Annotated in this window: 16 protein-coding genes and 1 riboswitch; of the genes, 12 read left to right on the top strand and 4 right to left on the bottom strand. The window is 69.0% G+C overall.

The window, feature by feature from the left end; translation table 11 throughout:
* Positions 1–104: 104 nt before the first annotated feature.
* The gene (nadA, locus tag ABZ707_RS01590) at positions 105–1,301 is read right to left on the bottom strand and encodes a quinolinate synthase NadA (RefSeq protein ID WP_360165935.1); all 1,197 of its coding nucleotides are present in this window, start codon (positions 1,299–1,301) and stop codon (positions 105–107) included.
* A 245-nt stretch (positions 1,302–1,546) separates the two neighbouring features.
* On the opposite strand from nadA, the gene ABZ707_RS01585 reads away from it, so the two are divergent.
* A complete protein-coding gene (locus ABZ707_RS01585; protein ID WP_030355429.1) occupies positions 1,547–1,903 on the top strand; it encodes an iron-sulfur cluster assembly accessory protein in 357 nt (118 codons plus the stop codon).
* Positions 1,904–2,034: 131 nt separating this feature from the next.
* Here ABZ707_RS01585 and ABZ707_RS01580 read toward each other — a convergent pair whose 3' ends face one another.
* The gene (locus tag ABZ707_RS01580; protein ID WP_360165931.1) at positions 2,035–3,219 is read right to left on the bottom strand and encodes a hypothetical protein; all 1,185 of its coding nucleotides are present in this window, start codon (positions 3,217–3,219) and stop codon (positions 2,035–2,037) included.
* Between the two features lie 297 nt (positions 3,220–3,516).
* On the opposite strand from ABZ707_RS01580, the gene ABZ707_RS01575 reads away from it, so the two are divergent.
* On the top strand, positions 3,517–4,491 hold the full coding sequence (locus ABZ707_RS01575) for a carbohydrate kinase family protein (RefSeq protein ID WP_360165928.1): 975 nt from the start codon (positions 3,517–3,519) through the stop codon (positions 4,489–4,491).
* A 32-nt stretch (positions 4,492–4,523) separates the two neighbouring features.
* Here ABZ707_RS01575 and ABZ707_RS01570 read toward each other — a convergent pair whose 3' ends face one another.
* On the bottom strand, positions 4,524–5,906 hold the full coding sequence (locus ABZ707_RS01570) for an aminotransferase class V-fold PLP-dependent enzyme (RefSeq protein WP_360165925.1): 1,383 nt from the start codon (positions 5,904–5,906) through the stop codon (positions 4,524–4,526).
* Between the two features lie 260 nt (positions 5,907–6,166).
* Between ABZ707_RS01570 and coxB the strand changes: the two genes are divergently transcribed.
* From coxB to ABZ707_RS01550, 4 genes are all read left to right on the top strand, one after another.
* Complete coding sequence (coxB, locus tag ABZ707_RS01565; protein ID WP_360165922.1) at positions 6,167–7,129, top strand: cytochrome c oxidase subunit II; 963 nt, start codon at positions 6,167–6,169, stop codon at positions 7,127–7,129.
* Positions 7,126–8,871 (top strand): cytochrome c oxidase subunit I, encoded by a 1,746-nt coding sequence (gene ctaD / locus ABZ707_RS01560; protein WP_360165919.1) that lies wholly within the window; start codon positions 7,126–7,128, stop codon positions 8,869–8,871. Before coxB ends, ctaD begins: the two co-directional genes overlap by 4 nt.
* Complete coding sequence (locus ABZ707_RS01555; protein ID WP_360165916.1) at positions 8,868–9,266, top strand: cytochrome c oxidase subunit 4; 399 nt, start codon at positions 8,868–8,870, stop codon at positions 9,264–9,266. The genes ctaD and ABZ707_RS01555 overlap by 4 nt, the downstream gene beginning before the upstream one ends.
* Before the next feature lie 113 nt (positions 9,267–9,379).
* Positions 9,380–10,645, top strand: a complete 1,266-nt coding sequence (locus tag ABZ707_RS01550; RefSeq protein WP_360165913.1) for an Ig-like domain-containing protein — start codon at positions 9,380–9,382, stop codon at positions 10,643–10,645.
* A gap of 30 nt (positions 10,646–10,675) precedes the next feature.
* Here the strand turns inward: ABZ707_RS01550 and ABZ707_RS01545 are convergent, their stop codons facing one another.
* Positions 10,676–11,077, bottom strand: a complete 402-nt coding sequence (locus ABZ707_RS01545; RefSeq protein ID WP_360165910.1) for a hypothetical protein — start codon at positions 11,075–11,077, stop codon at positions 10,676–10,678.
* 197 nt (positions 11,078–11,274) lie between these two features.
* On the opposite strand from ABZ707_RS01545, the gene ABZ707_RS01540 reads away from it, so the two are divergent.
* The 6 genes from ABZ707_RS01540 to ABZ707_RS01515 all read left to right on the top strand — a co-directional run bounded on the left by ABZ707_RS01540 (position 11,275) and on the right by ABZ707_RS01515 (position 18,531).
* The gene (locus ABZ707_RS01540; RefSeq protein ID WP_360165907.1) at positions 11,275–11,895 is read left to right on the top strand and encodes a heme-copper oxidase subunit III; all 621 of its coding nucleotides are present in this window, start codon (positions 11,275–11,277) and stop codon (positions 11,893–11,895) included.
* 72 nt (positions 11,896–11,967) lie between these two features.
* Positions 11,968–12,777 (top strand): c-type cytochrome, encoded by an 810-nt coding sequence (locus ABZ707_RS01535; RefSeq protein ID WP_360165904.1) that lies wholly within the window; start codon positions 11,968–11,970, stop codon positions 12,775–12,777.
* Positions 12,774–13,826 (top strand): Rieske 2Fe-2S domain-containing protein, encoded by a 1,053-nt coding sequence (locus tag ABZ707_RS01530; RefSeq protein WP_360165901.1) that lies wholly within the window; start codon positions 12,774–12,776, stop codon positions 13,824–13,826. Before ABZ707_RS01535 ends, ABZ707_RS01530 begins: the two co-directional genes overlap by 4 nt.
* The gene (locus ABZ707_RS01525; protein ID WP_360165898.1) at positions 13,823–15,448 is read left to right on the top strand and encodes a cytochrome bc complex cytochrome b subunit; all 1,626 of its coding nucleotides are present in this window, start codon (positions 13,823–13,825) and stop codon (positions 15,446–15,448) included. Before ABZ707_RS01530 ends, ABZ707_RS01525 begins: the two co-directional genes overlap by 4 nt.
* Positions 15,449–15,642: 194 nt before the next feature.
* A complete protein-coding gene (gene trpD, locus ABZ707_RS01520; RefSeq protein ID WP_360165896.1) occupies positions 15,643–16,710 on the top strand; it encodes an anthranilate phosphoribosyltransferase in 1,068 nt (355 codons plus the stop codon).
* A 100-nt stretch (positions 16,711–16,810) separates the two neighbouring features.
* Positions 16,811–16,928: riboswitch (SAM riboswitch) on the top strand.
* A 199-nt stretch (positions 16,929–17,127) separates the two neighbouring features.
* Positions 17,128–18,531 (top strand): aminotransferase class V-fold PLP-dependent enzyme, encoded by a 1,404-nt coding sequence (locus tag ABZ707_RS01515; protein ID WP_360165893.1) that lies wholly within the window; start codon positions 17,128–17,130, stop codon positions 18,529–18,531.
* The last annotated feature ends 16 nt before the right edge of the window (positions 18,532–18,547 follow it).

Here is an 18,547-nt window from a genome sequence, read left to right as displayed (position 1 = left end):
GCGCCGCTGACCGGCCCCGCTCATGACGCTGCCCCGGCCTCCACGGAAACGGAGGGGGCCGGGGCAGCGTCGTGACCGGCCGACAACCGCGACCGGTCACCGCGTTACGGCAGCGCCAGCATCCGCTCCAGGGCGAGCTGGGCGAAGTGCGCCGTCTTCTTGTCGACCTGGATGCGGTTGACCTCGTTGCCCTCGGCCAGCGACTCCAGCGTCCAGACCAGATGCGGCAGGTCGATCCGGTTCATGGTGGAGCAGAAACAGACGGTCCTGTCGAGGAAGACGATCTCCTTGTCCTCGGCGGCGAAACGGTTCGCCAGCCGCTGTACGAGGTTCAGCTCCGTGCCGATCGCCCACTTGGACCCGGCCGGCGCCGCCTCCAGCGCCTTGATGATGTACTCCGTCGAGCCGACATAATCCGCCGCCGCCACGACCTCGTGCTTGCACTCGGGGTGCACCAGGACGTTCACCCCGGGGATCCGCTCCCGTACGTCCCGCACGGAGTCCAGCGAGAAGCGCCCGTGCACGGAGCAGTGTCCGCGCCAGAGGATCATCTTCGCGTCGCGCAACTCCTGCGCCGTCAGCCCGCCGTTCGGCTTGTGCGGGTTGTAGAGGACGCAGTCCTCCAGGGACATGCCCAGGTCCCGCACCGCCGTGTTGCGGCCCAGGTGCTGGTCGGGCAGGAAGAGCACCTTCTCGCCCTGCTCGAAGGCCCAGTTCAGCGCGCGCTCGGCGTTCGAGGACGTGCAGATCGTGCCGCCGTGCTCGCCGGTGAACGCCTTGATGTCGGCGGAGGAGTTCATGTACGAGACGGGCACGACCCGGTCGGCTATGCCGGCCTCGGTCAGTACGTCCCAGCACTCCGCGACCTGCTCGGCCGTGGCCATGTCGGCCATGGAGCAGCCCGCCGCGAGGTCGGGCAGTACGACCTTCTGGTCGTCCGAGGTGAGGATGTCGGCCGACTCGGCCATGAAGTGCACGCCGCAGAAGACGATGTACCGCGCCTCGGGCCGCGCCGCCGCGTCCCTGGCCAGCTTGAAGGAGTCACCGGTGACATCCGCGAACTGGATGACCTCGTCGCGCTGGTAGTGGTGGCCGAGGACGAACACCTGGTCCCCGAGCTTCTCCTTCGCCACGCGGGCGCGTTCCACCAGGTCCGGGTCGGACGGGGAGGGCAGATCGCCGGGACACTCCACGCCGCGCTCGCTCCGCGGGTCGGCCTCGCGGCCGAGCAGCAGCAGGGCGAGGGGCGTCGGCTGGACGTCGAGATCCTGACGGGGCTGGGCGGTGGTCACGTCACGCACCCTTTCTTCTTGCGAACGAGCCTTCTCGTCTAATTGACGCTATCTATCATAACCCCTTCACGTCACTTTGACGCGGGCGATAGCGTCGATGTGACGCATTCCCGGGTGACCGCCCCATCCCCTCCGGAGGCCCGGTGTGCGAGCATGAGGGAGGGGAAAGACAAGCGCCATGGCCCCGGAATGAATCCGCGGCCGCGCCGGTTGAACTGTCGGCAAGCAGTCCGTACAACCCGGGAGAGAAGCAGATGTCCGTATCGGACGAGACCACCACCGTGAGCGACGGCATCCTCCTGTCCGACGCCGCCGCGGGCAAGGTCAAGGCCCTGCTGGACCAGGAAGGCCGGGACGACCTGGCGCTGCGCGTCGCCGTTCAGCCCGGTGGCTGCTCCGGCCTGCGCTACCAGTTGTTCTTCGACGAGCGTTCGCTCGACGGTGACGTCGTCAAGGACTTCGGCGGCGTCAAGGTCGTCACCGACCGGATGAGCGCTCCGTACCTGGGCGGCGCCTCCATCGACTTCGTCGACACGATCGAGAAGCAGGGCTTCACGATCGACAACCCGAACGCCACGGGCTCCTGCGCCTGCGGTGACTCCTTCAGCTAGGCCCTGTACCAAGAGCGTGTACGCGGAAGGCGGCGGCCCCGACCGGGGCCGCCGCCTTCCGCGTATCTGGCGTATCTGACGTACTTGGCGTATCTGACGTGCTTGGCGTATCTGGCCGGACACGACACACGTCAGCTCGGCGGCTCCGGCTTTTTCAGAAACCGGGGCGCCAGCGCGGGCTGGGTGACCGTGTACGGCTGGGCGCCGCCACCGGGCGCCACCTCGAACAGCCAGGACGGCACGAGCACGGCCCGCCCGTCCACGGAGTACGGCGCCAGTCCGAAGACCGCCCGGGCGATCTCCATCGCCTTCGGTGCCGCACCGCCGCGTGGCCCGCACGGAGCCGCCGGCTTCCCGCCGTCCAGCGGCATGGCCGACGCGCAGCCGCCGGATCCGCCCCGGCCGCTGCCGAGGGCCGCCCTGTTCAGCGCGCTGAGCGCCTCGTCCGCACCGACCACCGGATACGAGTCCCCCGGCTCGGGCACCGTCAGCTTTCCGCTGCCGCCCGCCACCTGGCCGTCCGCACCCACCTGGATCCCGGTCGACCAGCCGTAGGTGGGCAGTCCGCCGACCACCGGGTCCGCGTTCACCACCCGCACCGCGCCCATCAGTTGGCGGGCGTCGAGCCCGGCGTCCTCCTGGCCCAGCGCCTTGAGCAGGGGAGCCGCCGCCTTCTTCGCCGCCGCCTCGCTCACGGGACCCTCCGCGCCGTCGGAAGCGGGGCCGCCCCCGAAGCCGCCGCCCCCGTCGCTCGGGCAGCTCTTGCCCCGGAGGCAGTTGTCGCCGCCCGGCGACGGCCGGAAGCGGGCGAACGTCCAGGCGCCCGGCGCCTGCCGCGCGACCCGCAGCAGCGGACCCGAACCGTCCTTCTCCGTACCGACCTTCCAGACCGTCCCGTCCAGCCTCGGCGCGCCGGCCACGCCGAGCGCGCGGGCCAGCCGGGCCACCTCGGCGGCGGCGATCTCGCCGTCCGGGCGGTGCACCCGGGCCGAAGCGGGCCCGTCCGGCAGCTCGCCCCTGGCGCGGTAGACGACCCCGCTCGGATCGGGCTCACCGGGCGCGATACCGGGCGGCTCCGAAGGGCCGGACCCGCCGGCCGGAGTGTCCAGCGCGAGCGGTGGCGGGGCGCCGTCACCTCCGCCCGCACCGCTGCCGCCGTCCGTACCGCCACCGGCGGCACTCGTGGCGAAGTAGACGCCACCACCTCCGGCGATCAGTACCGCGGCCGTGACGGCGGCGACGGCGAGCGGGGAACGCCGCCACCGCCGGGGGCCGGTGCCGGATGTGCCCTCCTGGGGCCGCTTCGTGCTGGTCACCACTGCGCTCCTTCGACTGCGTGTCGTCCCGTGCCGTCCCTGCCGTGTCCTGTGTCCCGTTTTCCCCGGGGAAGGGCAGCGATGGGACGGAACGGGGGAGCGCCCGGTTCCCGCGTACCCGTGCGGCCCTGCGCCGTGCGCCCACGGGCGACCCCGCCGCGCGACCGCACGCACCGGACACCGTGAGCCCCGCCGCGGCCGGACGACGCCCCTTTCGCAACACGCCCTGGGTGGTCCCGCCCCGGACCCGGTAGCGTGAACCGTCCACCGTTCTTCCGCATCAGGAGCGTTTACGCCGTGCGAATCGCAGTCACCGGCTCCATCGCCACCGACCATCTGATGACCTTTCCCGGCCGTTTCGCCGACCAACTGGTCGCGGAGCAGCTCCACACGGTCTCCCTCTCCTTCCTCGTCGACAACCTCGATGTGCGCAGGGGCGGTGTCGGGGCGAACATCTGCTTCGGCATGGGTCAGCTCGGTACGCGTCCCATCCTGGTCGGCGCGGCCGGCTCGGACTTCGACGAGTACCGTGCCTGGCTCGACCGCCACGGCGTCGACACCGCCTCGGTGCGGATCTCCGAGGTGCTGCACACGGCGCGGTTCGTCTGCACGACGGACGCCGACCACAACCAGATCGGCTCCTTCTACACGGGTGCGATGAGCGAGGCCCGTCTGATCGAGCTGAAGAAGGTCGGCGACCGGGTCGGCGGTCTCGACCTGGTCCTGATCGGCGCGGACGACCCGGAGGCGATGCTCCGCCACACCGAGGAGTGCCGCACCCGCGCCATCCCGTTCGCCGCGGACTTCTCGCAGCAGATCGCGCGCATGACCGGTGACGACATCCGCACCCTGCTGGACGGCGCCACCTACCTCTTCTCGAACGAGTACGAGAAGGGACTCATCGAGTCCAAGACCGGCTGGACCGACGAGGAGATCCTCTCCAGGGTCGGCCACCGCGTGACGACCCTCGGCAAGCGGGGCGTCCGCATCGACCGCGCCGGCCAGGAGCCGATCGAGGTCGGCTGCCCGGAGGAGGACACCAAGGCCGACCCGACCGGCGTCGGCGACGCCTTCCGCGCCGGCTTCCTGTCCGGTCTCTCCTGGGGCGTCAGCCTGGAGCGCGCGGCCCAGGTCGGCTGCATGCTGGCCACCCTGGTGATCGAGACGGTGGGTACCCAGGAGTACACGCTGGCCCGCAACCACTTCATGGACCGCTTCACCAAGGCGTACGGCCATGACGCGGCGGCCGAGGTCCAGGCGCATCTGAGCTGACGGGCCGTCGGCGGTCGATCCGCGCACAGGCGCTAGGACACCCGGCGGACCACATAGGCGACACCGTGGTCCGCCGGCCGCTCTCCCACATACTCCTGGCCGCGCATCCCGCACCACGCCGGGATGTCCAGCCGCGCCGCCTCGTCGTCCGAGAGGACCGTCACCGTCCCGCCCACCGGCACCTCGCCGAACACCTTGGCCAGCTCGATCACCGGGATCGGGCAGCGCAGACCGAGCGTGTCCACCACCATCCCCGGCGTCTTCGCGGACCCGGCGGCCGACACCGGCGCGCCGAGCCGTTCGCGTACGCCGGACACCGCCCCGGGCAGCACCTCCAGGAACCGGTCCACCGCCGCCTCCGGTGTACCGAGGGGCAGCGAGACCCGCACATTGCCCTCCGACAGCACGCCCATCGCCCGCAGCACATGGCTCGGGGTCAGGGTGCTGCTGGTGCACGAGGAGCCGGAGGAGACCGAGAAGTCCGCCCGGTCCAGCTCGTGCAGCAGCGCCTCCCCGTCGACATAGAGACAGGAGAAGGTGACGAGGTGCGGGAGCCGGCGCTCCGGGTCACCCACCACCTCGACATCGGGCACCAGCTCCGGGACCCGCGCCCTGATCCGGTCCACCAGCGCCCGCAGCCGCACCGCCTCGTCCGCCGCCTCCGCCCGCACCGCCCGCAGCGAGGCGACGGCCGCAACGATCGCCGGAATGTTCTGGAAGCCCGCCACCCGCCCCGACTCCCGCTCGTCCGCCGGGCCTTGCGGAGCGAAACGGACCCCCTTGCGCACGGCGAGCACACCGACCCCCGCCGGCCCGCCCCACTTGTGCGCGCTCGCCGTCAGCAGCGACCAGGCGCCCGCCACCGGGCCCCATCCCAGCGACTGCGCCGCGTCCACCAGCAGCGGGACACCCCTGTCGCGGCACGCCTCGGCCACCGCGGCGACCGGCTGCTCCGTCCCCACCTCGTGATTGGCGGACTGGAGACAGGCCAGCGCGGTGTCCTCGCGCAGCGCCAGGGCGTATCCGTCCGGCGAGACCGCTCCGTACCGGTCCACCGGGATCTCGGTCACCTCGCCTCCGGTCGCGGCCTGATGGGCCGCCGCCGCGTGGAGCACCGAGGAGTGCTCGACGGCGGACACCACCGCGTGCCGTCCGGTGCGCCGGCGGCCCGCGAGCGCTCCGGACATGCCGGAATGCACCGCATAAGTCCCCGAAGGAGTGAATACCAGCTCGTCGGGCCGGCAGCCCACCGCCTCCGCCGCGGCCTCCCGGGCCGCGTCCAGCAGCAGCACGGCCCGGCGCCCCTCCCGGTAGAGCCTGGCGGGATCGGCCCAGCCCTCGTCCAGCGACGCCTGGAGGGCCTGGCGGGCGACGGGGTGCAGCGGGGCTGAGGACGCGGCGTCGAAGTAGGGCACGCCACCACGCTAATCCCTCTCCGGCGCGTCATGCCTGGTCCTGGCGGCCCGGAACGGACGTCAGGAGTCCCCCGGAAGCGGCCGTTCCACCCCTTCGGGGTGCCGGGCGGCGCGTTGGGCACCCTCCCCGCGCGGCCCCAAATCGCGTCCAGTAGGGTTTGGTCCGCATAAACATCCAAACCCCTGCCCGCGTCAGGGCCGGCGACCGACCGAGACGGCCGCAGCCGGCCGCGCGGGCGAGACTCTCGGGAAGGCGCTACGTGAGTCCCAACGGCTCCGACCGCTCGTCGCGGCGCCCGATGCGGCGGAAGCTGCCGCAGGTGCTGACTGCGGGCCTGATCCTGGCGACCGCCACCGGGTGCACATACAAGGATTTCCCCCGCCTTGGTATGCCCACCCCAGTAACGGAAGAGGCCCCTCGGATCCTCTCCCTCTGGCAGGGCTCGTGGGCGGCAGCGCTCGTCACGGGCGCACTGGTATGGGGTCTGATCCTGTGGAGCGTCATCTTCCACCGGCGCAGCCGTACCAAGGTGGAGGTACCTCCGCAGACCCGGTACAACATGCCCATCGAGGCGCTGTACACCGTGGTCCCGCTCATCATCGTCTCGGTGCTCTTCTACTTCACCGCGCGTGACGAGTCGAAGCTCCTCACCCTCTCCGACAAGCCGGTCCACAACGTGAACGTGGTCGGCTACCAGTGGAGCTGGGGCTTCAACTACATCGAGGACGTGGACGGCAACCCCGCCACGGGTACCAAGATCCCCTCGCAGCTCGACGCCATCCCCAACAGGTTCCAGAAGGACTTCCCGAAAGGTGCGGACGGTGTCTACGACGCCGGCGTGCCGGGCACGCGGAACCCGCAGACCGGCAACCCGGGCCCGACGCTCTGGCTTCCCAAGGGCGAGCGGGTCCGCTTCATCCTGACGTCGCGTGATGTCATCCACTCCTTCTGGGTGGTGCCGTTCCTGATGAAGCAGGACGTCATCCCGGGTCACACCAACTCCTTCGAAGTGACCCCGAACCAGGAGGGCACCTTCCTGGGCAAGTGCGCCGAGCTCTGCGGCGTCGACCACTCCCGGATGCTCTTCAACGTCAAGGTGGTCTCCCCGGAGCGCTACCAGCAGCACCTGGAAGAGCTGGCCAAGCAGGGCCAGAACGGCTACATCCCGTCGGGCATCGCGCAGACGGATCCGGCCAGGAATGCGGAGACGAACAAACTGTGAGCATCCTCAACGAACCCCAGGGTGCCGCCGCAGCGATCAACGGCTCGTACGAGCGTGAGCTGCCGGTACGGCGCAAGCAGCCGGGCAATGTCGTCGTGAAGTGGCTGACCACCACCGATCACAAGACGATCGGCACGATGTACCTGATCACGTCGTTCGCGTTTTTCTGCATCGGCGGTCTGATGGCGCTCTTCATGCGCGCCGAACTGGCCCGTCCCGGCACGCAGATCATGTCGAACGAGCAGTTCAACCAGGCGTTCACGATGCACGGCACGATCATGCTGCTGATGTTCGCGACGCCGCTGTTCGCCGGATTCGCGAACTGGATCATGCCGCTCCAGATCGGCGCGCCCGATGTGGCGTTCCCGCGGCTGAACATGTTCGCCTACTGGCTCTACCTCTTCGGCTCGCTCATCGCGGTGGCCGGCTTCCTCACCCCGCAGGGCGCCGCGGACTTCGGCTGGTTCGCCTACGCCCCGCTGTCGGACGCGGTCCGCTCGCCGGGTGTCGGCGCCGACATGTGGATCATGGGTCTGGCCTTCTCCGGCTTCGGCACGATCCTCGGCTCCGTCAACTTCATCACCACGATCATCTGCATGCGCGCCCCCGGCATGACGATGTTCCGGATGCCGATCTTCACCTGGAACGTACTGCTGACCGGTGTGCTGGTCCTGCTCGCGTTCCCGGTGCTGGCCGCCGCGCTGTTCGCCCTGGAGGCGGACCGCAAATTCGGTGCGCATGTGTTCGACGCCGCCAATGGCGGGTCCCTGCTCTGGCAACACCTCTTCTGGTTCTTCGGCCATCCAGAGGTGTACATCATCGCGCTGCCGTTCTTCGGCATCGTCTCCGAAGTGATCCCGGTCTTCAGCCGCAAGCCGATGTTCGGTTACATCGGCCTGATCGCGGCGACCATCTCCATCGCGGGTCTCTCGGTGACGGTGTGGGCGCACCACATGTATGTGACCGGCGGTGTGCTGCTGCCGTTCTTCTCCTTCATGACCTTCCTGATCGCGGTACCGACCGGGGTGAAGTTCTTCAACTGGGTCGGCACCATGTGGAAGGGCTCGCTGTCCTTCGAGACACCGATGCTCTGGACGATCGGCTTCCTGGTCACCTTCCTCTTCGGTGGCCTCACGGGTGTCATCCTGGCGTCGCCGCCGATGGACTTCCACGTCTCCGACTCGTACTTCGTCGTCGCGCACTTCCACTACGTCGTCTTCGGCACCGTGGTATTCGCGATGTTCGCCGGATTCCATTTCTGGTGGCCGAAGTTCACCGGCAAGATGCTGGACGAGCGGCTCGGGAAGATTACCTTCTGGACGCTGTTCGTCGGTTTCCACGGCACCTTCCTGGTGCAGCACTGGCTGGGTGCGGAAGGTATGCCGCGGCGTTACGCGGACTATCTCGCCGCCGACGGTTTCACCACGCTGAACACCATTTCCACGATCAGTTCCTTCCTGCTCGGTCTGTCGATCCTGCCGTTCTTCTACAACGTCTGGAAGACCGCCAAGTACGGCAAGAAGGTCGAGGTGGACGACCCGTGGGGTTACGGCCGTTCGCTGGAATGGGCGACGTCCTGCCCGCCGCCGCGGCACAACTTCCTCACCCTGCCGCGCATCCGCTCGGAATCCCCGGCGTTCGATCTGCACCACCCGGAGATCGCCGCGCTCGACCAGCTCGAGAACGTCGGCCACGGTGCCGGTTCCGAGGCCCTCGTCGGTGGCAAGGAGGCCGGGAAGTGAGTATCCAAGGCAAGCTCTTCCTCTGGCTGAGCGTCTTCATCCTGATCGTCGCCGCCGTCTACGGCGTGTGGTCGAAGGAGCCGGCCGGTACGACGGCGCTTTTCCTGGCCTTCGGGCTGAGCGTCATGATCGGCTTCTATCTGGCCTTCACCGCCCGCCGGGTGGACGCCATGGCCCAGGACAACAAGGAAGCCGATGTCGCGGACGAGGCCGGCGAGGTCGGGTTCTTCGCCCCGCACAGCTGGCAGCCGTTCTCGCTCGCCATCGGCGGTGCGCTCGGCTTCCTCGGTGTCGCGATCGGCTGGTGGCTGCTCTACTTCTCGGTGCCGCTGATCCTGGTCGGTCTCTGGGGCTGGGTCTTCGAGTTCTACCGCGGTGAGAACCAGAACCAGTAGTCACAGAGCGTCATAGCAAGAACGAGAGGCCCGGGCACCCCGAAGGGGGGTCCGGGCCACCCGTTTGCCTCACTCGTCGTGCTGCGGGTGGCGAATCTTCTTACCGTGTGATCATGAACCACACGCCACGCTTCCGCACCGTCCTCAGTTGCGCCCTGCTGGCCATGTCCCTGGTGGCGGGCGCGACTGCGTGCGGTGACGGTGACAGCAAACGTCACCCGCTCTCCGCGAAGCCATCCAGTAGCGCTGCCGCCGCCGCCAAGATCGTCTTCAGCGGCCCCACAGGCAAGACCAAGGCGGACCCCAACAAGCCTCTTGAGGTCACCGCCAGGACCGGTGACGGCCGCATCACGGACGTCACCGCCATCGATACGAAGGGCCACTACCTGGCGGGCGAGCTGGCCGCCGACGGCACGCGCTGGCACTCCACGGCGGCGCTGGCGGCCGGTACCCGCTACACGGTCAAGGTGGCCACCGAGAGCAAGAAGGGCACCTCCGGCGTCCGGACGCTCTCCTTCGACACGCGCCCCGCCAAGAAGAAGCTGGAGGTCGAATTCGGCCCTGAGGCGGGCGAGTACGGCGTGGGACAGCCCATCACCGCCACACTCAGCGAGCCGGTCAAGTCAAAGGCGGCCAGGGACGTCGTCGAACGCGCCCTCAAGGTCCGCTCCACCCCCTCGGCGGAGGGCGGTGCCTGGTACTGGGTGGACGACACCGAGCTGCACTACCGCCCCAAGGAGTACTGGCCCGCCAACTCGGTCATCACGGCGACCAGCAACCTCGACGGCGTGCGGGTGAGCAACAAGCTGTACGGCGCCGCCACCAAGCCGCTCAAGCTGGAGATCGGCGACCGGGTCGAGGCCATCGTCGACGCCAGCTCGCACTACATGACGGTCCTCGTCAACGGGGAAGAGATCAACAACATCCCCATCACCACGGGCAAGCCCGGCTTCTCCACCCGCAACGGCGTCAAGGTCGTGCTGGGCCAGGAGTACTACGTACAGATGCGCGGCACCAGCGTCGGCATCGGCGGCAGTGAGGGCTACAACCTGCCCGTCTACTACGCGACCCGCGTCACCTGGAGTGGTGAATACGTCCACGCCGCGCCGTGGTCCGTCGGCTCGCAGGGTGTCGCCAACGTCAGCCACGGCTGCGTCGGTATGTCCACCGCCAACGCGGCCTGGTTCTTCGAGACGTTCCGCCAGGGCGACCTCGTCGAGGTCATCAACAGCGCGGGCGACTACATGGAGGACTTCGGCAACGGCTTCGGCGACTGGAACGTGGACTGGGAGGACTGGCGCGAGGGCAGCGTCCTCCAGGCCGGGACCAGGGAGGGCAGCAGCCCCGCCGACTACGCGCGGCTGCGTCCCTCGATCTGATCCCGGTCCCGACCGCTTCGCGGACGCCTCTCAGGCGCCCACGGCGAGCCTGCCGCGCAACAGAGCGGCCAGGGCGTCCGCGAAGCCGACCGGCTCGACCGGCAGCGTCACCGCGGCGTCCGCCCGGCTCCAGGTGGCCAGCCAGGCGTCCTGCGGACGGCCGATCAGCAGCAGCACCGGCGGGCAGTGGAAGACCTCGTCCTTGATCTGCCGGCAGACGCCCATACCGCCCGCAGGGACGGTCTCACCGTCCAGCACACAGACGTCGACGCCCCCCGCGTCCAGCGCCTTCAGCACCGCGGGCAGGGTCGCGCACTCCAGGAACTCGACCGGCGGCACGTCCCCGGCCGGCCGGCGTCCCGCCGCCAGCCGTACCTGCTCGCGGGTGTTCGCGTCGTCGCTGTAGACCAGCACCGTGGCGGTCGGCTGCATTGTTCCTCCGTGACATCAGTGTCTGCGAGGGCTTCAGGGCTCCATTGCCGTGAACCGATGCGGCGGATGCTACTCCGTCGGACCGCGTGTCAGCACGGGTAATGACGTCCCTTCGCTGGGCCGTTCGGGCAGGGCACACACCATGGACACACCGAACGGCACCCCCCGGAGTGAGGGCGGGATAAGCGACCGACATAATGTCGGTCGTGGCGACAGCAACGACAGTAGAAACCGGGCACGCGCACCCGTCGGTCAATCGGCCGAACCTCACCAGCGTCGGAACGATCATTTGGCTGAGTTCCGAGCTGATGTTCTTCGCGGCCCTCTTCGCGATGTACTTCACCCTGCGATCGGTGATGGGTGCGGCCCACTGGAAGGAAGTGGCTTCGCACCTGAACGTCCCGTTCTCGGCGACGAACACCACCATCCTGGTGCTCTCCTCCCTCACCTGCCAGCTCGGCGTCTTCGCCGCCGAGCGGGGTGACGTGAAGAAGCTCCGGACCTGGTTCATGGTCACGTTCGTGATGGGTGCGATCTTCATCGGCGGTCAGATCTTCGAGTACACGGAGCTGGTCAAGGAGGACGGCCTCTCGCTCTCCTCCGACCCGTACGGCTCCGTGTTCTATCTGACCACCGGCTTCCACGGTCTGCACGTGACAGGGGGTCTGATCGCGTTCCTGTTCGTTCTCGGCAGGACGTACGCGGCCAAGAGATTCACTCACGAGCAGGCGACCGCCGCCATCGTCGTGTCCTACTACTGGCACTTCGTCGATGTCGTCTGGATCGGCCTTTTCGCCACGATCTACTTGATCAAGTAGCCCGGGCACCGCGCCCGACGCGCACACAGTCCAGAAGCACCGACGCAGAAGATCCTGACACCGGGGTAATCCGTGAAAAAGCTCTCCGCACGACGACGCCATCCGCTGGCGGCGGTCGTCGTCCTACTCTTCGCGCTGGCGGCCACAGGGGGGCTGTACGCCGCGTTCGCGCCCGCGGGCAAGGCGCAGGCCGACGAGACCGCCCAGTCCCTCGCCATCGAGGAGGGCAAGAAGATCTACTCCGTCGGCTGCGCGAGCTGCCACGGAGCCGGCGGTCAGGGCTCCTCTGACGGCCCGAGCCTGGTCGGCGTCGGCTCCGCCGCCGTGGACTTCCAGGTCGGCACCGGCCGTATGCCCGCCCAGCAGCCCGGCGCCCAGGTGCCGAAGAAGAAGGTCATCTACTCGCAGAAGGAGATCGACCAGCTCGCCGCATACATCGCTTCTCTCGGCGCCGGCCCGATCGTGCCGACCAAGGAGCAGTACAACCCCGAGGGTGCGGACATCGCCAAGGGCGGCGATCTGTTCCGTACTAACTGCACCCAGTGCCACAACTTCACCGGCGAGGGTGGTGCGCTGACCCACGGCAAGAACGCGCCCAGCCTTGAGGGTGTGGATCCGAAGCACATCTACGAGGCCATGCAGACCGGCCCGCAGAACATGCCGTCCTTCCCGGACTCCACCATGCCGGAGCAGCAGAAGAAGGAAATCATCGCCTACGTCAAGGCGGTGAACGGCGACGAGACGGAGAGCCCCGGCGGTCTCAGCCTCGGCGGACTCGGTCCCGTCAGCGAGGGTCTGTTCGCCTGGATCTTCGGTCTGGGTGCTTTGATCGCAGTTGCCATCTGGGTCGCGGCCCACACCGCTAAGGCCAAGAAGTCATGAGTAGCCAAGAGATTCCAGAAGAGACCCTGCCGAGCGAGCAGGGAGCCGCGCACGGCGCGGTGGCCCACGCGGACGACCCGTTCGCCGACCCGGGACTGCCGGCCCACCGGCCGCGCATCCAGGACATCGACGAGCGGGCGGCCAAGCGGTCCGAGCGGGCGGTCGCCTTCCTGTTCCTGCTGTCGATGCTGGCCACTGTCGCCTTCATCGCCTCGTACGTGGCGTTCCCGGTCGACAAGAGCCTCTACATCTGGCCCATCGGCCACGTCAGCATCCTGCACTTCTCGCTCGGCATGACGCTGGGCATCGCCCTGTTCTGCATCGGCGCCGGCGCGGTCCACTGGGCCCGCACGCTGATGTCGGACGTCGAGACGGCGGACGACCGCCATCCGATCGAGGCGGCGCCCGAGGTCAGGGCGAAGGTCCTGGCGGACTTCGCGGCCGGTGCCGCGGAGTCGGGCTTCGGCCGGCGCAAGCTGCTCCGCACCACGATGTTCGGCGCGCTCGCGCTGGTGCCGCTCTCCGGTGTGGTCCTCCTGCGCGACCTGGGCCCGCTGCCCGAGAAGAAGCTCCGCACCACGATGTGGAAAAAGGGCAAGCAGCTCATCAACATGAACACCAATGAGCCGCTGCGTCCCGAGGACGTCGTCGTGGGCTCGCTGACCTTCGCCATGCCCGAGGGGCTGCACGAGGACAGCGAGGACTTCCAGAAGCAGATCGCCAAGGCGGCCCTGATGATCGTCCGGATCCAGCCGGACGAGATCAAGGACAAGCGCGAGCTGGAGTGGTCCCACCAGGGGATCGTGGCCTACTCGAAGATCTGCACCCATGTCGGCTGCCCGATCAGCCTGTACGAGCAGCAGACGCACCACGTGCTCTGCCCGTGCCACCAGTCCACCTTCGACCTCTCCGACGGCGCCCGAGTCATCTTCGGCCCGGCCGGTCACGCTCTTCCGCAGCTTCGGATCGGTGTGAACGCTGAGGGCAACCTCGAAGCGCTCGGCGACTTCGACGAGCCCGTCGGCCCTGCCTTCTGGGAGCGCGGATGAGTACCGCTGACGACAAGAACCGCAAGGCGCCCGCCGGTGAGCGGGTCGCCGACTGGGCGGACGGCCGGCTGGGGATCTACGGCCTGGCCAAGGCCAATATGCGGAAGATCTTTCCGGACCACTGGTCCTTCATGCTCGGTGAGATCTCGCTCTACAGCTTCATCATCATCATCCTCACGGGTGTCTATCTGACGCTGTTCTTCCACCCCTCGATGAACGAGGTGGTGTACCACGGCGGTTACGTCCCGCTCCAGGGCGTGCGGATGTCGGAGGCGTTCTCCTCGACACTGGACATCAGCTTCGACGTCCGCGGTGGTCTGCTGATCCGGCAGATCCACCACTGGGGCGCGCTGATCTTCGTCGCGGCGATGCTCGTGCACATGATGCGCGTGTTCTTCACGGGCGCGTTCCGGAAGCCGCGCGAGATCAACTGGCTGTTCGGCTTCGGGCTTCTGGTCCTGGGCATGTTCACCGGGTTCACCGGCTACTCGCTCCCGGACGACCTGCTGTCCGGTACCGGTGTCCGCTTCATGCAGGGCGCGATCCTGTCCGTGCCGATCGTCGGTACGTACCTGTCGATGTTCCTGTTCGGCGGGGAGTTCCCCGGCGGCGACTTCGTGGCCCGGTTCTACTCGATCCACATCCTGCTGCTGCCGGGCATCATGCTCGGCCTGCTCGTGGGCCATCTGATCCTGGTCTTCTACCACAAGCACACGCAGTTCGCGGGTCCCGGCCGCACGAACAAGAACGTCGTGGGCATGCCGCTGCTGCCCATCTACATGGCGAAGGCCGGCGGCTTCTTCTTCCTGGTCTTCGGTGTCATCTCGATCGTCGCGGCCATCGCCACGATCAACCCGATCTGGGCGATCGGCCCGTACCGCCCGGACCAGGTGTCCACCGGTGCTCAGCCCGACTGGTACATGGGCTTCTCCGAGGGCCTGATCCGCTTCATGCCCGGCTGGGAGATCAACGCGTGGGGTCACACCCTTGTCCTGGGTGTCTTCATCCCGCTGATCATCTTCCCGCTGGTGCTGGTGGCGATCGCGGTCTATCCGTTCATCGAGTCCTGGGTCACCGGGGACAAGCGCGAGCACCACATCCTGGACCGCCCGCGCAATGTGCCGACCAGGACCGCCTTCGGCGTCGCCTGGCTGACCTGGTACTTCGTCCTGCTGGTCGGCGGCGGCAACGACATCTGGGCGACGCACTTCCATCTGTCGATCAACGCGATCACCTGGTTCGTCCGGATCGCCTTCTTCGTCGGACCGGTCGTGGCGTTCGTCGTCACCAAGCGGATCTGCCTGGGGCTCCAGCGGCGTGACGCGGAGAAGGTGCTGCACGGCCGCGAGTCCGGCATCATCAAGCGGCTGCCGCACGGTGAGTTCATCGAGGTCCACACGCCGCTCGACCAGAGCGCCCTGCACACGCTCACCGCCCACGAGCAGTACCAGCCGGCCGAGATCGGCCCGACGGTCGACGAGAACGGTGTCGAGCGCAAGGTGACGGCCGGTGAGAAGCTCAAGGCCAAGCTGAGCAAGAACTACTACGGCGAGGGAAACCAGATTCCCAAGCCCACCGCCGAGGAGTACAAGGAGATCACCAGCGGCCACGGCCACCACTGATCCCACCGGCCTCCAGAGGTCGCCACCACCGAGGGCCCCGGCCCGGTTCCCGCGAGGGACCGGCCGGGGCCCTCGGCGTGACACGGCCCTGTCCGCAGTACGGGCACCCGCTCTCGGGGCCCCGGGCGCGCCGATAGGCTTGCGCGCAGGCCCTTGCGGGGCCGGACACCGTCCACAGACACCCAGGAGCGAGCATGAGCGCTGTTACCCCCGTCGGAGGCGACACCGTGGCGGCCCGCACCTGGCCGGGCTTGCTGAACCCGCTGCTGCGCGGTGAGAACCTGACCACGGACGACGCCGCCTGGGCGATGAACAGCATCATGAGCGGCGAGGCCACCGATGTGCAGATCGCCGGCTTCGCCGTCGCGCTGCGGGCGAAGGGCGAGACCGTCGAGGAGGTCTCCGGGCTGGTACGCGCCATGTACACGCACGCCAACACCATCGAGGTGCCGGGCCGCACCGTCGACATCGTCGGCACCGGCGGCGATCTCGCCAAGACCGTGAACATCTCCACGATGTCCGCGATCGTCGTGGCCGGCACCGGGGCCAAGGTCGTCAAGCACGGCAACCGCGCGTCCTCGTCGGCGAGCGGCGCCTCGGACGTACTGGAGCGGCTCGGCGTCAACCTGGAGCTGACCCCGCGCCGGGTCGTCGAGGTCGCCGAGGAGGCGGGGATCACCTTCTGCTTCGCCGTGAAGTTCCATCCCGCGCTGCGCTACGCGGCCAAGGCCCGCAGGGAACTCGGCGCGCAGACCACCTTCAACATCCTCGGCCCGCTCACCAACCCGGCCAGGGTCCGGGCGCAGGCCGTCGGCGTGGCGGATCTGCGGATGGCGCCGATCGTGGCGGGTGTGCTCGCCGACCGGGGCAACTCCTCGCTGGTCTTCCGCGGCGACGACGGCCTCGACGAGCTGACCACCACCGCCCCCTCGCGGGTCTGGACGGTACGGGACGGAAAGGTGACCGAGGGGGCGTTCGACCCGCGCGACGTGGGTCTGGAACTGGTACCGGTCGAAGCGCTGCGCGGCGGAGACCCGGCGTACAACGCGGAGGTGGCCCGTCGGCTGCTGGCCGGCGAGACCGGCCCCGTACGGGACGCCGTACTGCTCAACGCGGCGGCGGCGCTGGTGGCCCTGGACCAGACGGGGGACCCGCTGGACCTCCAGCTCGCGGCGGGGATCGCACGGGCGGCGGAGGCGATCGACTCGGGCGCCGCCGCTCGAACGCTGGAACGCTGGGTATCGGCGAGCAACGCGGTCTGAAGCCCGAAACCCACACCTGCACCCCGCCGGACGGCGACCCGTCCCGCATCGCGGACGCCACCTTGGGCCGCTCCCTCCGCTGTGCCATAATTTCGCCCAAGGTCATGAGTGACAGCGATTTAGGCCCCGGCTCGCTGTCCGGCAACCCTCCGTCCGTGGCGGGGTGCCCCGGGTGAAGACCAGGCCGTAGGCAGCGAGGTCTGCGGCAAGCGCGGACCCCTGCCACCTTTGGGGTCCTGGTCCTCAAGGGAGCAGTCTCGTGAGCAAGCGAATGCGCTAGGGCTTTCCGGCCCCCTCTTCAGCACACCTCCGCACGGTCACTCCGTGTGTCGAGGCATTCACCGCGTCTGTGGCCGTTTTGTCGTGCCGTCGCGCGGGTCCTTGAAGCCGCTCCGTCTTGTCCTGGGAGATATCGCCATGTCCGCGTACCCGAATGCCACCGCCACGACGACCCCGTCCGACGACCCCGCCTGTGCCACCCCGCTGCCGGTGCTCGGACGCGACGTCACCGTCCCGCTCGTGACCGGCGGGGAGGTCACGTACGCCGCGCTGGACTACGCCGCCAGCGCTCCGGCCCTTCAGCGGGTGTGGGACGACGTCGCCGCCTACGCCCCGTACTACGGCAGCGTGCACCGGGGCGCCGGCTATCTGTCGCAGCTCTCCACGGACCTCTTCGAGAACAGCCGCCGTACGGTCGCCGAGTTCCTCGGCTGCCGCGCCGACGACCAGGTCGTCTTCACCCGGTCGACCACCGACTCGCTGAATCTGCTGGCGTCCGTCGTGCCCGACGGCTGCGAGGTGTTCGTCTTCGAGACGGAGCACCATGCCTCGCTGCTGCCCTGGCGCGACGCCCGGGTGACCTATCTGAACGCTCCCCGTACGCACGCCGAGGCCGTCGCCGCGCTGGAAGGCGCGCTGGCCGGCCGGGACGCCGGGGGACCGGCGCTGGTCTGTGTCACCGGTGCCTCCAATGTGACCGGGGAGCTGTGGCCGGTACGGGAGCTGGCGGCGGTGGCGCACTCCCATGGCGCCCGTATCGTCCTCGACGCCGCCCAGCTCGCCCCGCACCACCCGGTGGACATCACCGAGCTGGACGTCGACTGGGTGGCCTTCTCCGGGCACAAGCTGTACGCGCCGTTCGGCTCCGGGGTGCTCGCGGGCCGTGCCGACTGGCTGCGGGCGGCGGAGCCGTATCTGGCCGGCGGTGGCGCGAGCCGCGCGGTGACCCGGCGTTCGGACGGCGGGGTGGACGTCGACTGGCACACCACGGCCGCCCGTCATGAGGCCGGTTCGCCCAATGTGATCGGGGTGTACGCGATCGCCTCCGCCTGCAAGGCGCTGACCGAGGCGGGCTTCGGCCCGCTGGCCGCGCGCGAGCAGCGGCTCGTCGGGCTGGTGCGGGCGGGCCTGGCCGAGGTGCCCGGCGTCAGGGTGCTGTCGCTGTTCGGCGACGACGCTCCGCGGGTCGGCGTGCTGTCGTTCGTGGTCGACGGCTGGAACAGCTCGCATTTCGCCGCCGCACTGTCGGCGGAGTACGGCATCGGCGTCCGGGACGGTCTCTTCTGCGCCCATCCGCTGGTGCGGACCCTGCTGGACAGCGACCCGCAGGAGCCCGGGGAGTGCGGCGCCCCGGAGGCCGCGCCGGGTGAGCGCTCGCTCAACGCCATCCGTGTCAGCTTCGGCGCCGGGACGCCGGACGAGCACGTGGAGCGGTTCGTCCGGGCGGTCGGCGAGCTGGTGCGCGAGGGCGCCCGGTGGAACTACCGCACGGAGGACGGCCGCTGCGTCCCGGACCGGGACGGCGTGGCCGCCGCCGCGTAGCCGGAGGCCCGGAGAA

The sequence above is a fragment of the Streptomyces sp. NPDC006923 genome, assembly GCF_040635655.1.
GTDB lineage: Bacteria > Actinomycetota > Actinomycetes > Streptomycetales > Streptomycetaceae > Streptomyces.
This window is presented reverse-complemented; position numbering and strand designations above follow the sequence as displayed.

Bases quoted from the DNA above. Each gene is read 5' to 3' on its own strand.
- ABZ707_RS01515 (WP_360165893.1), top strand. From the start codon at position 17,128: ATGTCCGCGTACCCGAATGCCACCGCCACGACGACCCCGTCCGACGAC.
- ABZ707_RS01530 (WP_360165901.1), top strand. From the start codon at position 12,774: ATGAGTAGCCAAGAGATTCCAGAAGAGACCCTGCCGAGCGAGCAGGGA.
- ABZ707_RS01540 (WP_360165907.1), top strand. From the start codon at position 11,275: ATGTCGGTCGTGGCGACAGCAACGACAGTAGAAACCGGGCACGCGCAC.
- ABZ707_RS01525 (WP_360165898.1), top strand. From the start codon at position 13,823: ATGAGTACCGCTGACGACAAGAACCGCAAGGCGCCCGCCGGTGAGCGG.
- ABZ707_RS01585 (WP_030355429.1), top strand. From the start codon at position 1,547: ATGTCCGTATCGGACGAGACCACCACCGTGAGCGACGGCATCCTCCTG.
- ABZ707_RS01550 (WP_360165913.1), top strand. From the start codon at position 9,380: ATGAACCACACGCCACGCTTCCGCACCGTCCTCAGTTGCGCCCTGCTG.
- ABZ707_RS01545 (WP_360165910.1), bottom strand. From the start codon at position 11,077: ATGCAGCCGACCGCCACGGTGCTGGTCTACAGCGACGACGCGAACACC.
- trpD (WP_360165896.1), top strand. From the start codon at position 15,643: ATGAGCGCTGTTACCCCCGTCGGAGGCGACACCGTGGCGGCCCGCACC.